This is a genomic window from Ectopseudomonas guguanensis (assembly GCF_900104265.1).
GTDB lineage: Bacteria > Pseudomonadota > Gammaproteobacteria > Pseudomonadales > Pseudomonadaceae > Aquipseudomonas > Aquipseudomonas guguanensis.
This window is the reverse complement of sequence record NZ_FNJJ01000002.1, coordinates 74,086-87,006: the sequence shown is the minus strand read 5'-3', so window position 1 is coordinate 87,006 and position 12,921 is coordinate 74,086. Positions and strand designations below refer to the sequence as shown.

General features: G+C 65.4%; 12 protein-coding genes. 6 read left to right on the top strand and 6 right to left on the bottom strand.

Annotated elements, in window-relative coordinates; genetic code table 11:
* Nucleotides 1-31: 31 nt before the first annotated feature.
* From BLS61_RS02915 to BLS61_RS02900, 4 genes are all read right to left on the bottom strand, one after another.
* On the bottom strand, nt 32-1,372 hold the full coding sequence (locus tag BLS61_RS02915; RefSeq protein WP_090427106.1) for a sigma-54-dependent transcriptional regulator: 1,341 nt from the start codon (nt 1,370-1,372) through the stop codon (nt 32-34).
* A gap of 2 nt (nt 1,373-1,374) precedes the next feature.
* Nucleotides 1,375-2,967, bottom strand: coding sequence for a sensor histidine kinase (locus tag BLS61_RS02910; protein ID WP_090427103.1), 1,593 nt, complete (start codon nt 2,965-2,967; stop codon nt 1,375-1,377).
* Nucleotides 2,957-3,193, bottom strand: coding sequence for a PP0621 family protein (locus BLS61_RS02905; protein ID WP_090427100.1), 237 nt, complete (start codon nt 3,191-3,193; stop codon nt 2,957-2,959). Before BLS61_RS02905 ends, BLS61_RS02910 begins: the two co-directional genes overlap by 11 nt.
* Before the next feature lie 187 nt (nt 3,194-3,380).
* Entirely contained in the window at nt 3,381-4,373 is a 993-nt protein-coding gene (locus BLS61_RS02900; RefSeq protein WP_090427097.1) for an outer membrane protein assembly factor BamD, read from the bottom strand.
* A 138-nt stretch (nt 4,374-4,511) separates the two neighbouring features.
* Between BLS61_RS02900 and rluD the strand changes: the two genes are divergently transcribed.
* The 4 genes from rluD (at nt 4,512) to BLS61_RS02880 (ending at nt 8,073) form a co-directional block, all read left to right on the top strand.
* Entirely contained in the window at nt 4,512-5,486 is a 975-nt protein-coding gene (gene rluD, locus BLS61_RS02895; protein ID WP_090427094.1) for a 23S rRNA pseudouridine(1911/1915/1917) synthase RluD, read from the top strand.
* Complete coding sequence (gene pgeF, locus BLS61_RS02890; RefSeq protein WP_090427091.1) at nt 5,483-6,214, top strand: peptidoglycan editing factor PgeF; 732 nt, start codon at nt 5,483-5,485, stop codon at nt 6,212-6,214. Before rluD ends, pgeF begins: the two co-directional genes overlap by 4 nt.
* A 131-nt stretch (nt 6,215-6,345) precedes the next feature.
* The gene (locus BLS61_RS02885) at nt 6,346-6,936 is read left to right on the top strand and encodes a TetR/AcrR family transcriptional regulator (protein WP_244157901.1); all 591 of its coding nucleotides are present in this window, start codon (nt 6,346-6,348) and stop codon (nt 6,934-6,936) included.
* A 27-nt stretch (nt 6,937-6,963) separates the two neighbouring features.
* A complete protein-coding gene (locus BLS61_RS02880) occupies nt 6,964-8,073 on the top strand; it encodes an NADH:flavin oxidoreductase (protein ID WP_090427086.1) in 1,110 nt (369 codons plus the stop codon).
* 121 nt (nt 8,074-8,194) lie between these two features.
* On the opposite strand, the gene BLS61_RS02875 is transcribed toward BLS61_RS02880, so the two are convergent.
* Entirely contained in the window at nt 8,195-9,391 is a 1,197-nt protein-coding gene (locus tag BLS61_RS02875; protein ID WP_090427083.1) for a glycosyltransferase family 4 protein, read from the bottom strand.
* Between the two features lie 171 nt (nt 9,392-9,562).
* Between BLS61_RS02875 and BLS61_RS02870 the strand changes: the two genes are divergently transcribed.
* Nucleotides 9,563-10,672 (top strand): SRPBCC family protein, encoded by a 1,110-nt coding sequence (locus BLS61_RS02870; RefSeq protein ID WP_090427080.1) that lies wholly within the window; start codon nt 9,563-9,565, stop codon nt 10,670-10,672.
* 187 nt (nt 10,673-10,859) lie between these two features.
* Here the strand turns inward: BLS61_RS02870 and cysZ are convergent, their stop codons facing one another.
* Complete coding sequence (gene cysZ / locus BLS61_RS02865; protein WP_090427077.1) at nt 10,860-11,603, bottom strand: sulfate transporter CysZ; 744 nt, start codon at nt 11,601-11,603, stop codon at nt 10,860-10,862.
* Nucleotides 11,604-11,874: 271 nt separating this feature from the next.
* Between cysZ and trxB the strand changes: the two genes are divergently transcribed.
* On the top strand, nt 11,875-12,822 hold the full coding sequence (trxB, locus tag BLS61_RS02860; RefSeq protein WP_090427074.1) for a thioredoxin-disulfide reductase: 948 nt from the start codon (nt 11,875-11,877) through the stop codon (nt 12,820-12,822).
* The last annotated feature ends 99 nt before the right edge of the window (nt 12,823-12,921 follow it).

The following is a 12,921-nucleotide window of genomic DNA, read 5'->3' as shown; positions in this document are numbered from 1 at the left end:
CACCCTGCCACGTCCACCAGGGTCGGGTGCCTCAGTCGATGCCCAGCTTCTTCAGCCTGTAGCGCATCGAGCGGAAGGTCAGCCCGAGGCGCTGGGCGGCGGCAGTGCGGTTCCAGCGCGTTTCCTCCAGTGCCTGCATGATCAGCTTGCGTTCGATGTCCTCGAGGTAATCCTCGAGGTTGTCGATCTGCGCCAGGCTGGCTTCGCCGCCCTCGTTGCTTGGCCCGCTGGCATCGGCCAGGCGCAGGTCGCTGGGCGTGATCTGATCGTCTTCGCAGAGGGTGTAGGCGCGTTCGAGCATGTTTTCCAGCTCGCGCACATTGCCCGGGAAACGGTAGTTCTTCAGTTTTTCCAGCGCGTCGGGGTGCAGCTTGGCAGCGGCCAGGCCAGTGCCTTCGGCCAGGCGCGCGAGCATCACCTCGGCCAGCTGGGCGATGTCCTCGCGGCGCTCGCGCAGTGGCGGCACGCGCAGTTCGATGACGTTGAGGCGATAGTAGAGATCCTGGCGGAAACGGCCGGCAGCGACTTCGGCGGCCAGGTCCTTGTGGGTGGCGCAGAGGATGCGTACATCGACCACCACTTCCTGCTGGCCGCCGACCGCGCGCACGGCTTTTTCCTGGATGGCGCGCAGCAGTTTGACCTGCATCGGCAGCGGCAGGTCGGCAACCTCGTCGAGGAACAGGGTGCCGCCATTGGCGGCCTGGAACAGGCCCTGCTTGTCTTCGATGGCGCCGGTGAAGCTGCCTTTCTTGTGACCGAAGAACTCGCTTTCCATCAGCTCCGAGGGAATCGCGCCACAGTTGACCGGAACGAAGGGCTGCTCGACGCGCGGGCCCTGTTCGTGGATCAGGCGGGCCACCAGTTCCTTGCCGCTGCCCGATTCGCCGCTGATGTAGACCGGCGCCTGGCTGCGCGAGAGTTTCTGGATCTGCTTGCGCAGCGACTTCATCGGCGGGGAGTCACCGAGCAGGCGGCTGTCGACCGGGGTTTCCTCGCCTTCGGGCGAGCGAATGCGCAGGGCGGTGGCGACCAGTTCGCGCAGCCGGCCGAGGTCCACCGGTTTGGTGAGGAAGTCGAAGGCCCCGGCCTTGAGCGAGTTGATCGCGGTATCCAGGCTGCCGTAGGCGGTGATCATCGCCACCGGAACCTGTGGATGACGCTGCTGGATGTACTGCACCAGATCCAGGCCGGTGCCGTCGGGCAGGCGCATGTCGGTCAGGCACAGGTCGAAGGGCTCGCGCGCCAGCCACTCGCGCGCTTCCTTGACGTTGCGGGCGCTGCGGGTGTCCAGCTTCATGCGTCCGAGGGTGATTTCCAGCAGTTCGCGGATATCGGGTTCGTCGTCGACGATCAGGGCTCTCTGACGGTTCATGTTCAGCTCAGTTTGCGCGGGTGGGCGAAGGTGATGCGGAAGCAGCTGCCGCCCCCTTCACGAGGTTTATAGTCGAGGCGGGCCTGGTTGCCCTGGCACAGCTCGCGGGAGATATACAGGCCGAGGCCGGTGCCCTTGTTTTCGGTGGTGTAGAAGGGCTCGAAGATGTGCTGTTCCTGCTCGGGCGGCACGCCGGGGCCGTCGTCGAGCACTTCCAGTACCGGCAGGTCGCTGACCTCGTCGCGGAACAGGCGCAGCCAGACCTGGCCGAGCCGGTGCTTCTGCGCGCTGTAGCGCAGGCCGTTCTGCACCAGGTTGGTCAGCACCTGGGTCAGCTGGTGCGGGTCCATGCGTGTTTGCAGGCTGCCGCCCTGGGTTTCCAGATGGATCTGCCGGTCAGCCGGGGCCGAGCTGCGGAACTCGCTGGCGAAACGGTGCAGCCAGTATTTCAGATCCAGCAGTTGCGGCTCGGCCTGGCGCCGGCGGGACAGCTGCAGGACGTTCTCGATCACCAGGTTCATGCGCTTGGAGTGGTCCTGGATGATCTGCGCCAGGCGCTGATCCGGGCCTTGCAGGTCTTCCGATTCCTGCAGCAGCTGGGCGGCGTGGCTGATGGCGCCGAGCGGGTTGCGGATCTCGTGGGCGATGCCGGCGGTCAGGCGGCCGAGGGAGGCTAGCTTGAGTTGCTGCGCCTGCTGGGCGATTTGCGAAATGTCGTCGAGAAATACCAGGGTATGCTGCTGCTCGCCGCGTTGCAGGGAGATGAAGCTGGGCTGCAGCATCGGACCGTCGGCCTGCGCCTGCAGGCTGTCCGGGCGCAGAGTCGGGTTGTGCAGCCACTGCTGCAGGCGTTTGACCAGCTCGGGGCAGTGCGGGTCGATGATCTTGCCGGTCAGTTCGCCGCGGCCCAGCAACTGGGTGGCGCCCTGGTTGGCCAGCAGCACGCGGTGCTGGGTATCGAGTACCAGGATGCCGGTGCGCATGCGCTGCAGGATCTGCTCGTTGAGCTCTTCCAGATTGGCCACATCGGCTGCGCGCTGTTCGGCCAGGCTCTCGCTCACCTGCAGGCGGCGCGTGATGCCCTGGATGAACAGCGCACCGGCGAAGCACAGTGCGCCAAGGGCGCCGGCCTGCACGTACTGGGCGGCAGCGGCCGGGCGGCTGAGGCTGAGGTAGAAGGTCAGGTAGATCAGCGCCATGGCGGCGATGGCGGCGATCAGCAGGCCTATGCGTCCGCGCAGCAGGATATTGGCGATGGCTACGGCGATCACCAGCAGGTTGCCGATGCCGCTGGGTGTGCCGCCGGCGGCGTAGAACAGCGCGGAGAGGAAGATCACGTCCACCAGCGCCAGGCTGAACAGCTGCATCAGGTGCTTGGGCTTTTGCACCAGCACGGCGATGAAGATGTTGAGGATCAGGTAGACCCAGCTGCCCGTTCGAAACAGGTCGATATGCACGACATCCAGCAGTTGCTCGTCGAGGTTGCTGGAGATCATCAGGATCAGCGCCAGGCCGATGCTCAGGCGATAGAAATGATAGAGCCTGAGGATGCGTCGCCCCTGGGTGCTGCCCTGCACGCTGAGATCAGCGGTCACCGGTATGCGGGCCTCGTTCGAGGTGGGGCTGGCTGCAGTACCAGTGCTGGTCCTGGTTCAGGGCCTGGGCCTTGGGAACGTGCACGCCGCAGTGCGCGCAGCGCACCATGGGCGCGGCCGCGTCTTCGGGGGGGCGAGTGCTCTTGGGTGTGCTGATGAAGCGGCGCCAGATCCAGATCGCGGCGAAGATGACGGCGACCCAGAACAGCAGGCGAAAAAGACCCATATCGTGCTCTTTTGTTCGTTCAAAGTCGGCAGTTTAGCCAAGCCGGGGGCATCGGCACAGTAGCGGCGTGACAGCCTGTGCGCTGCTTCCGGGCGGCCCGGCTCGCGCCGCTGGCCGGACAGGGGCGGCAGAAAACGCCAGGCAATAAAAAGGGAGGCCGTGGCCTCCCGTTTCGGTGACGCATCGATCAGTCGAACAGACCGAAGGTCAGGTAGCTCCAGATCGAACGCTTCTTCGCGGTTTCGCCAGTTCTGGCGTCCTGCTGCAGTTCGGCCGGGATCTGTTGCTCGGCGTCTTCGTACTGGCGGATCACATCCTGGCTGGCGCGGGTTTCGCCCGGCGGCAGCGGCGTGTCGGTTTCGATCAGGCCCAGGGTGGCCTTGGCCAGCCAGGAGCGGTTGTCGGCTTCTTCTTCGCGCGGGACGAACTCACCGTTCTCCAGGCTCGGGTGATCGGGATAGTTGAGCTTGAGGGTTTCCAGGCTGCTGGCGGCCAGGTCGTTCAGCGACAGACGCTGATAGGCCTCGGTCATGATCGCCAGGCCGTCGCCGACCGCGGGCGTCTCCTGGAAGTTTTCCACCACGTAACGGCCACGGTTGGCGGCGGCGACGTAGGCCTGACGGGTCAGGTAGTAGTGGCCGACGTGCACTTCATAGGCGGCCAGCAGGTTGCGCAGGTAGATCATGCGCTGCTTGGCGTCCGGGGCGTAGCGGCTGTTCGGGTAACGGCTGGTGAGCTGGGCGAACTCGTTGTAGGAGTCGCGCGCGGCGCCCGGGTCACGCTTGGTCATGTCCAGCGGCAGGAAGCGCGCCAGCAGGCCGCGATCCTGGTCGAACGAGGCCAGGCCCTTGAGGTAGTAGGCGTAGTCGACGTTGGCATGCTGCGGGTGCAGGCGGATGAAACGCTCGGCCGAGGACTTGGCAGCTTCCGGCTCGGCATTCTTGTAGTAGGCGTAGATCAGCTCAAGCTGTGCCTGCTCGGCGTAGCGACCGAACGGATAGCGCGATTCCAGTGCTTTCAGTTTGGCGATGGCCTGGGTGTAGCTGCGGTTGTCCAGGTCGGCCTGGGCCTGCTGGTACAGCTCCACCTCGCTGAGGTTTTCATCGACCTCCGGCTGCTTGGAGGAGCAGGCGGCGGTAAGGGCGAGGATGGCGATCAGCAGCAGGTGTTTCACTTGCATGGCGGCTTGCGTCCCTGTGACGGCCGCGCGGCCGTCCTGTTATGATGAGTGCCCCCGGAAACCCCTGGGGCAAAGACGACGTATTTAACCACAAGCCTGTCGCCGAAACCAAAGGCCAGGCTCCCGCCGTTGCCGAACATGACCTCTATAAATAAGCAGCTGATCCAACTTCAGGCCATTGTCCCCTTCGAACAGGGCGGTCAACGCCTCGACCAGGTGGCTGCGCAGCTGTTTGGCGAGTACTCCCGTTCGCGCCTTTCCACCTGGATCAAGGAAGGTCGCCTGACCGTCGATGGCGCCGTGGCCCGTCCGCGCGACACCGTGCATGCCGGCTCGACCCTGGTACTGGATGCCGAGCAGGAAGCGCAGGGCGAGTGGGTGGCGCAGGACATCGAACTCAATATCGTCTATGAGGACGAACACCTGCTGGTGATCGACAAACCCGCAGGCCTGGTCGTGCACCCGGCTGCCGGGCATGCCGACGGCACGCTGCTCAACGCCCTGCTGCACCACGTGCCGGATATCGTCAATGTGCCGCGCGCCGGCATCGTCCATCGCCTGGACAAGGACACCACCGGCCTGATGGTGGTGGCCAAGACCCTGCAGGCGCAGACCAATCTGGTCGAACAACTGCAGAAGCGCAGCGTCAGCCGCATCTATGAATGCATCTGCATCGGCGTGATCACCGCCGGCGGCACCATCGATGCGCCGATTGGCCGCAGCTCCAGCCAGCGTCAGCGTATGGCAGTGACCGATGGCGGCAAGCCGGCGATCAGTCACTACCGCGTGCTCGAACGCTACCGCTCGCACACCCATGTACGGGTCAAGCTGGAAACCGGGCGTACCCACCAGATTCGTGTGCACATGACCCACGTTGGCTACCCGCTGGTGGGCGATCCGGTCTACGCCGGCCGTTTCCGCATTCCGCCAGCCGCCAGCCCGACACTGGTGCAGAGCCTCAAGGAATTCCCGCGTCAGGCGTTGCATGCACGCTTTCTCGAGCTGGATCATCCGGCTACGGGCAAGCGCATGAAGTGGGAGTCGGAGCTGCCGGATGATCTGGTCTGGCTACTGACCCTGCTGCGCCAGGATCGTGAGGCTTTCGTCGGGTGAGTCTTCACGACTGGCTGACGCCCGACTGGCCAGCGCCGGCCAATGTACGCGCCTGCGTCACCACCCGCAGCGGCGGCGTCAGCGCGGCGCCGTTCGATACCTTCAATCTCGGTGATCATGTCGATGATGATCCGGCTGCGGTGGCGAGCAATCGTGCCCATCTGGTCGATGCGCTTGGATGTCAGCCGGCCTGGCTGCGCCAGGTGCACGGCATCGTCGTGGCAGAGGCCGACCCGGCCGTGGTCATCGAGGCCGATGGCAACTGGACGGCCACGCCCGGTATCGCCTGCACGGCGATGACGGCCGACTGCCTGCCGGCACTGTTCTGCGACCGCGCCGGTACCCGCGTGGCGGCGGCCCATGCCGGCTGGCGCGGGTTGGCCGGTGGTGTGCTGGAAGCGACCGTACAGGCGCTGGACGTGGCGCCGGAGGAACTGCTGGTGTGGCTCGGCCCGGCCATCGGCCCGGCCGCTTTCGAGGTGGGCGGCGAGGTGCGCGAGGCCTTCATAGGGCAGCACGCGGAGGCGGCCAGTGCATTCCTGCCCAGCGTCAATGCCGGCAAGTTCATGGCCGATATCTACCAGCTGGCGCGCATTCGCCTGGCCGCCATCGGCGTGACTGCGGTCAGCGGTGGCGGGCTTTGCACCTACTCCGATCCGCGTTTCTATTCCTATCGCCGCAACCCCCGCACCGGGCGCTTCGCTTCGCTGATCTGGCTGCAGTCCTGAGCTTGAGTAGGGCGGGTGCAGCCCGCCAGACCGGCTAGCGGCGGTTGCACCCGCCCTACGTTTTCTAATCCTCAATCACCATCATCAATAGTGCTGTGCCGAGCGAGACGACCGGTCATATGCTCGGCGCCATGAACAGCATTCGACTCGACAAGCGCGACCTGATCCTCAGCAAGGGCTCGGCGGTGATGACCCGGCGCGGTTATCACGGCACCGGCGTGCTGGAAATCGTTCAGGCGGCCGGGATTCCCAAGGGCAGCTTCTATCACTACTTCGCCAGCAAGGAAGACTTCGCCCTGCAGGCGCTGGCCTTCATCTATCGGCCGCGCCTGGCGCGCTATGCCCAGGCGCTGAACGATCCGGCGTTGAGTCCGCGGGCACGCATCCTCGCTTATTACCGCGACCTGCTGGCGCACTTCGCCCGGCAGGAGACGCCGCAGTACCACTGCTTCATCGGCAGCCTGAGTTTCGAGATGAGCGAGATGCTCCCGGCCATCGGCGCCGAGGTCGCGGCTATCCAGCAGGCCTCGGTGGATATCCTGCGCGACTGCCTGGAGCAGGCGCAGGCTGCCGGTGAACTGCCGGCCGACGAGGACTGCGGCAACCTCGCTACCTTCATCAGCGACGCCTGGCAGGGCGTGCTCGCCCGCCTCAAGGTGGGCCGCACTCTGCAGCCGCTGGAAGCTTTCGTCACCCGCCTGGAGCGCTTGCTGCAGGCCTGATTACCCTTCAACCCCAGAGGAAAGATGATGAGCGCTCCCGTTCAAGCCCTGTTCGCCCCGTTCCGCCTCGGTAACCTGGAGCTGCCGACACGTGTGGTCATGGCGCCGATGACCCGATCCTTCTCGCCCGGCGGCGTGCCCAACGCCAAGGTCATCGAGTATTACCGTCGCCGTGCGGCTGCGGGCGTTGGCCTGATCGTCACCGAGGGCACCACGGTCGGCCACAAGGCCGCCAACGGCTACCCGAACGTGCCGCGTTTCTACGGCGAAGACGCCCTGGCTGGCTGGAAGCAGGTGGTCGAGGCGGTGCACGCCGAAGGCGGCAAGATCGTCCCGCAGCTCTGGCACGTCGGTAACGTGCGTCGTCTGGGCACCGAGCCGGACGCCAGCGTGCCCGGCTATGGTCCGATGGAGAAGGTCAAGGACGGCGAGGTGGTGGTGCACGGCATGACCCAGGCCGATATCGATGAAGTGATCGCCGCCTTCGCCCAGGCTGCGCGCGATGCCAAGGCCATCGGCATGGATGGCGTGGAGATCCATGGCGCCCACGGCTACCTGATCGACCAGTTCTTCTGGGAAGGCAGCAACCAGCGCTCCGACCAGTACGGTGGCGACCTGGCGGCGCGTTCGCGTTTCGCCATCGAGCTGATCCAGGCGGTGCGCGCTGCGGTCGGTCCGGACTTCCCGATCATCCTGCGCTTCTCGCAGTGGAAACAGCAGGACTACAGCGCGCGCCTGGTGCAGACCCCGGAGCAGTTGGAGGCCTTCCTCAAGCCGCTGTCCGAGGCCGGCGTGGACATCTTCCATTGCTCGACCCGCCGCTTCTGGGAGCCGGAGTTCGAAGGCAGCGACCTCAACCTGGCCGGCTGGACGCGCAAGCTCACCGGCAAGCCGACCATCACCGTCGGCAGCGTCGGCCTGGATGGCGAGTTCCTGCAGTTCATGGTCAAGACCGACAAGGTGGCGGCGCCGGCCAGCATCGAGAACCTGCTCGAGCGCCTGAACAAGGAGGAGTTCGATCTGGTCGCCGTAGGTCGTGCGCTACTGGTCGACCCGGATTGGGCAGTGAAGGTGCGTGAAGGCCGCGAGCAGGACATTCTGCCGTTCAGCCGCGAGGCGCTGACCTCGCTGGTCTGAGTCTTTTCTGGCGGGCGTCGCGATCCGGCGCCCGGTTTTCAGCCCCGGCACATCGGGGCTTTTTTATGCCTGCCTGTTTTGAGCGGGGGGCTGGCGTAGGGCGGGTGAAACCCGCCGACCTTCAATGGCGGGTTTCACTCGCCCTACCGGCAAGCTCTGCTTCGACGCTCACCTGAGGCAGCATGGCGCTGCGCAGGTGCTGCTCGAACAGCGCGACGATGCCGTCCCAGCTGAGGTGGCTGGCATGGCGGCGGGCATTGAGGCGGATGCGTCGCAACACCTCTGCATCCTCCAGCAGTTCGCAGGCTGCTTCGCAGAAGCCCGCCTCGTCACCCGGGCGCGCGAGCATGCCGTTGTGGCCATGGTGGATATGCTGGGCCGCCGCAGCCTGGTCGAAGGCCACCACGCCCAGGCTCGACGCCAGGGCCTCTAGCACCACGTTGCCGAAGGTTTCCGAAAGGCTGGGAAAGAGGAACAGATCGCCCGAGGCATAGTGCCTGGCCAGCGCTTCGCCACGCTGCAGGCCGCAGAACAGAGCATCCGGTAGTTGCGCCTGGAGGCTGGCGCGCAGCGGCCCGTCGCCGACCAGGATCAGGCGCATGTGTCGTTGCGGGTGCGCCTGCTGCAGGGCGCGGAAGGCCTTGACCAGCAGGCCGAGGTTCTTTTCCGCTGCCAGGCGGCCGACATGCACCACCGCCAGATCCTCAGGACCCAGGCCCCAGCTTTCGCGCAATTCGTCGCTGCGCCTGCGCGGGTGAAACAGCTGGCTGTCGACGCCACGGGCGAGCAGGGCCAGGCGCTCGAAGTCGCGGCGTTGCAGCTCCACCTGCTGGCCGATGCTCGGCACCAGGGTCAGCTGCGTGCGGTTGTGGAACCAGCGCAGGTAGTTGGTCAGCACACGGGTCAGCAGGCCGAAGCCATAGTGCCCGGTGTACTGCTGGAAATTGGTGTGGAAGCCGCTGACCACCGGGATCGCCAGGCGCCTTGCCGCGCGCAGGGCAGAGAGCCCCAAAGGACCCTCGGTGGCGATGTAGAGCACGTCCGGGCGCTGGCGTTTCCAGCGGCGCAGCAGCTTGTGCAGCGACGACTGACCCCACTGCAGACCCGGGTAGCCGGGCAGCGGCCAGCCGCGGGTCAGCAGCAACTCGGGATCGGGCTGCGGCGCGTCGTCGTGCGCCTGCCGCGGGCGCACCAGTTGTACGCGATGGCCTCTGCTGCGCAGACCATCGACCAGGCGACCGAGGGTATTGGCCACGCCATTGATTTCCGGCGGGAAGGTTTCGCTGATCAGGGCGATATGCAGAGTGGGAGCGTTCATGTACGCAGTCTCCGCCCCGGTTATGTAGTGAAAGTGACGATTTTGTTGCGCTTATATTTCAGGCGTGCGGGCCGTGCCCCGGTTCACGCGGCCAACGGCGCTCGGGGCCTGCTGCCAGTTGGGCGATTGCCCGGTCCGCGCCTAGACTGCTGTCGATCAGAGGAGAGCGCCATGGCCTACGACAATGACAATGCCCAGGCTTTTCGCCGCGATTACCGCGCTGCCGTCCATCCACTGTACAACCCCTGGCTGCACGCCGGGTTCGTGCTGGCTTACGGCCTGCTCTGGATTGGCTGGCTGTGGCACACCCTGGAAGCCGTAGCGCCCTGGCAATGGTTGCTGGTACCGGCCACGCTGGTGTTCTTCAGTTGGGGCGAGTATCAGGTGCACAGGCGCCTTGGCCATAACCGGACGCGCCTGGGCAGGCTGTTCTACAAGCGCCACACCGGCGATCACCACAGCTTCTTCGTCGAAGCGCTGATGCCCTACGAAACGGCGCGTGACTGGCGGGTGATCCTGTTTCCGGCCTGGCTGATCGTGCTGTTCAGTCTGCCTACCTTCGCCGCCTGGTGGCTGCTGTCTCATGTCGATGGCAACCTTGCCGCGCTGTTCGCCGGCAGCATGCTGCTGGGCTACATGAGCTATGAGCTGGTGCATGCCTGTGAGCATCTGCCGGCCGAGCACCCGCTTTCGCGCTTGCCGTGGATTCGCCAGATGCGCCGCCTGCATGCGCTGCACCACCGCCGCGAGCTGATGCATTCACGCAACTTCGGCATTGTCCATCCGCTGATGGACTGGCTCCACGGTACCCTGCACTGGGAGCCTGAGGCGATTCACCTGCAGAACCGCCAGCAGCACCGCGTGCGCATCGCGCGCCCTGCCGAGCAGGTGCTGGCCTACGCCGCGGCGCCGTCCCACTGGCCCGAATGGCATCCTTCTTCGCTGCGCATCTACGGGCGCGAAGGCGCCTTGATCGCCAGCGAGCGCTTCGAGGAAGACATTCATGCCGGCGGTCGCGCCGGGCATCTGCGCTGGGACGTGCTCGATCATCAGCCGGCGCGCCGCTGGCAGGCCAGTGCAAGGGGCGAGCATGGCCTGCAGTTGCTGCTGACCTACGAGTGCGTGGCGGTCGAGGGTGGCTGCGAGTTCGTGCGTACCCTCGAATACGGTTTCGCCAGCTGGCCGATGCGTCTGGCCAACCTGCTGCTGATGCGCAGGCGTATCGAACGCGAGTCGCAGGCGTCGATGCAGGCGTTACACGATGTGCTTGTGCGTAGCTGATGGCGGGCACCGGTGTGGTTGGTCAGCGGCGCTGAATGATGGCCTTCCAGACGCAGATGCAGGTCGTGCGCTCGGATGGCCACCCCACTTGGCCCGCCAAGCGATGGATCGCGTTGCGCCAATGGTGAATTACGCCGCCGCAGTGGGTGGTGAACGATCAGTCCATGTGAAAGGCGGCTAACCCAGCCTACGAGTTCTGCTCGCCGCGCTCGCGCACCCAGAACAGCGTGGCGCCGGCCACTGCGGCCGGCATCATCAGGATGTTCAGCCCCGGCACCAGCAGGGCAGCGTAGGTGATGCCGCCGAAACTCAGGCTCTGCCAGCGCTTCTCGCGCAGCCAGGCGAGCATGTCCTGCCAGCTCATCTTGTGGTTATCCGCCGGGTAGTCGATGTACTGCACCGCCATCATCCACACGCCGAACAGCAGCCACAGCGGCGCGGCGATCAGGTTCACCACCGGGATGAAGCTGAGGATCAGCAGGGCCAGCGCACGCGGCAGAAAGTAGCCCAGCTTGCGCAGCTCGCGGCCGAGCGTGCGCGGCACCAGGGCCACCAGCTCGGCCCAGCTGAAGGCGGGAAAGTTGTCTTCGCCGCGCACCACCACCTCCACCTTCTCGGCGAGAAAGCCGTTGAACGGCGCGGCGATGATGTTGGCCAGCAGGGTGAAGGTGAAGAACACCATCAGCAGTACCAGCACCACGAACAGCGGCCAGAGGATGTACTGCAAAAAGCTCAGCCAGCTTGGCAGGCTGGGCATGAAGGTATCGACCCAGCCGCTGAACTGCTGCACGGCGAAGCCGATCATGCTGGCGAAGAGTATCAGGTTGACCGCCAGCGGCAGCAGTACGAACAGGCGCAGGCCGGGGCTGAGGACCAGTCGCAGACCTTCGCGCAGGTATTGCGGACCGGACAGGACGGGAGCGGCGGGCATTGGTGATCTCCTGGAGGGTGGTTGCGCGCGACCATACCGACTTCGCGGGCGCGACGAAAGTTCAGCGACGTGAGCATGCTTTGCCCTGGTGGCGATAGGCGGATTCTATGCGCGGAATTGGCAATGGATATTTCCGCTTCGCCGGTGGCCTGGATAGCCTTGCGCGCAGTCCCGTTTGCGGGGCTCTCATCCTTCCCAAGCCTTCCCCTAGTGCTTAGAGAGTCCCTTTTTATCCCGCCTGCCGGCCCTCTGGGCCAGTGAGGAGTTAGCCATGTCTGTCGTTCGTCATGCCCGCGTCATCATCCTGGGGTCCGGACCCGCCGGTTACAGCGCCGCTGTGTATGCCGCGCGTGCCAACCTCAAGCCGCTGCTGATCACCGGTATCCAGGCCGGCGGTCAGCTGACCACCACCACCGAGGTGGACAACTGGCCGGGCGACCCGCATGGGCTGACTGGCCCGGTGCTGATGCAGCGCATGCAGGAGCACGCCGAGCGTTTCGATACCGAGATCGTCTTCGACCACATCAACGCCGTGGACCTGGCCGGCAAGCCCTTCACCCTGGTCGGTGACAGCGCCACCTACAGTTGCGACGCGCTGATCATCGCCACCGGTGCCAGCGCGCGCTATCTCGGTCTGCCCAGCGAAGAGGCGTTCATGGGCCGCGGCGTGTCGGCGTGCGCCACTTGCGACGGCTTCTTCTATCGCGGTCGCGAGGTGGCGGTGGTCGGTGGCGGCAATACTGCTGTCGAAGAGGCGCTGTACCTGGCCAACATCGCCAGCAAGGTGACTTTGATCCATCGTCGCAACGCCTTTCGCGCCGAGAAGATCCTGCAGAACAAGCTGCAGGAGCGTATCGCCGAAGGCAGGATCGAGCTGCAGCTCAATGCCGAGGTCGATGAGGTGCTGGGCGATGCCAGCGGCGTCACCGGTGTGCGCCTGAAGCAATACGGCGGCGCTTATCGAGAGCTGAAGGTGGACGGCCTGTTCGTCGCCATCGGCCATACGCCCAATACCGCTCTGTTCGACGGCCAGCTGGCGTTGAAGGACGGTTACCTGGTGGTCAACGGCGGACGCGAGGGCAATGCCACCGCCACCAGCATCCCCGGCGTGTTCGCTGCCGGCGATGTGGCCGACTCGGTGTATCGCCAGGCCATCACCTCGGCCGGTGCCGGCTGCATGGCGGCGCTGGATGTGGAGCGCTATCTCGACGGGCTTTGAGTTCGATCTGGGCTGTGGGAGCGGCTGGGCGGCATTCCGCTTCAGCCGCGAAAGCGCTGATAAACCTCCCCCGGATTTGATCCGGGCTACGCTGCAGCA

Excerpts from the sequence above, each read along its gene's own strand:
- BLS61_RS02915 (WP_090427106.1), bottom strand. The coding sequence starts at position 1,372 with ATGAACCGTCAGAGAGCCCTGATCGTCGACGACGAACCCGATATCCGC.
- BLS61_RS02905 (WP_090427100.1), bottom strand. The coding sequence starts at position 3,193 with ATGGGTCTTTTTCGCCTGCTGTTCTGGGTCGCCGTCATCTTCGCCGCG.
- BLS61_RS02900 (WP_090427097.1), bottom strand. The coding sequence starts at position 4,373 with ATGCAAGTGAAACACCTGCTGCTGATCGCCATCCTCGCCCTTACCGCC.
- rluD (WP_090427094.1), top strand. The coding sequence starts at position 4,512 with ATGACCTCTATAAATAAGCAGCTGATCCAACTTCAGGCCATTGTCCCC.
- BLS61_RS02885 (WP_244157901.1), top strand. The coding sequence starts at position 6,346 with ATGAACAGCATTCGACTCGACAAGCGCGACCTGATCCTCAGCAAGGGC.
- BLS61_RS02880 (WP_090427086.1), top strand. The coding sequence starts at position 6,964 with ATGAGCGCTCCCGTTCAAGCCCTGTTCGCCCCGTTCCGCCTCGGTAAC.
- BLS61_RS02875 (WP_090427083.1), bottom strand. The coding sequence starts at position 9,391 with ATGAACGCTCCCACTCTGCATATCGCCCTGATCAGCGAAACCTTCCCG.
- BLS61_RS02870 (WP_090427080.1), top strand. The coding sequence starts at position 9,563 with ATGGCCTACGACAATGACAATGCCCAGGCTTTTCGCCGCGATTACCGC.
- cysZ (WP_090427077.1), bottom strand. The coding sequence starts at position 11,603 with ATGCCCGCCGCTCCCGTCCTGTCCGGTCCGCAATACCTGCGCGAAGGT.
- trxB (WP_090427074.1), top strand. The coding sequence starts at position 11,875 with ATGTCTGTCGTTCGTCATGCCCGCGTCATCATCCTGGGGTCCGGACCC.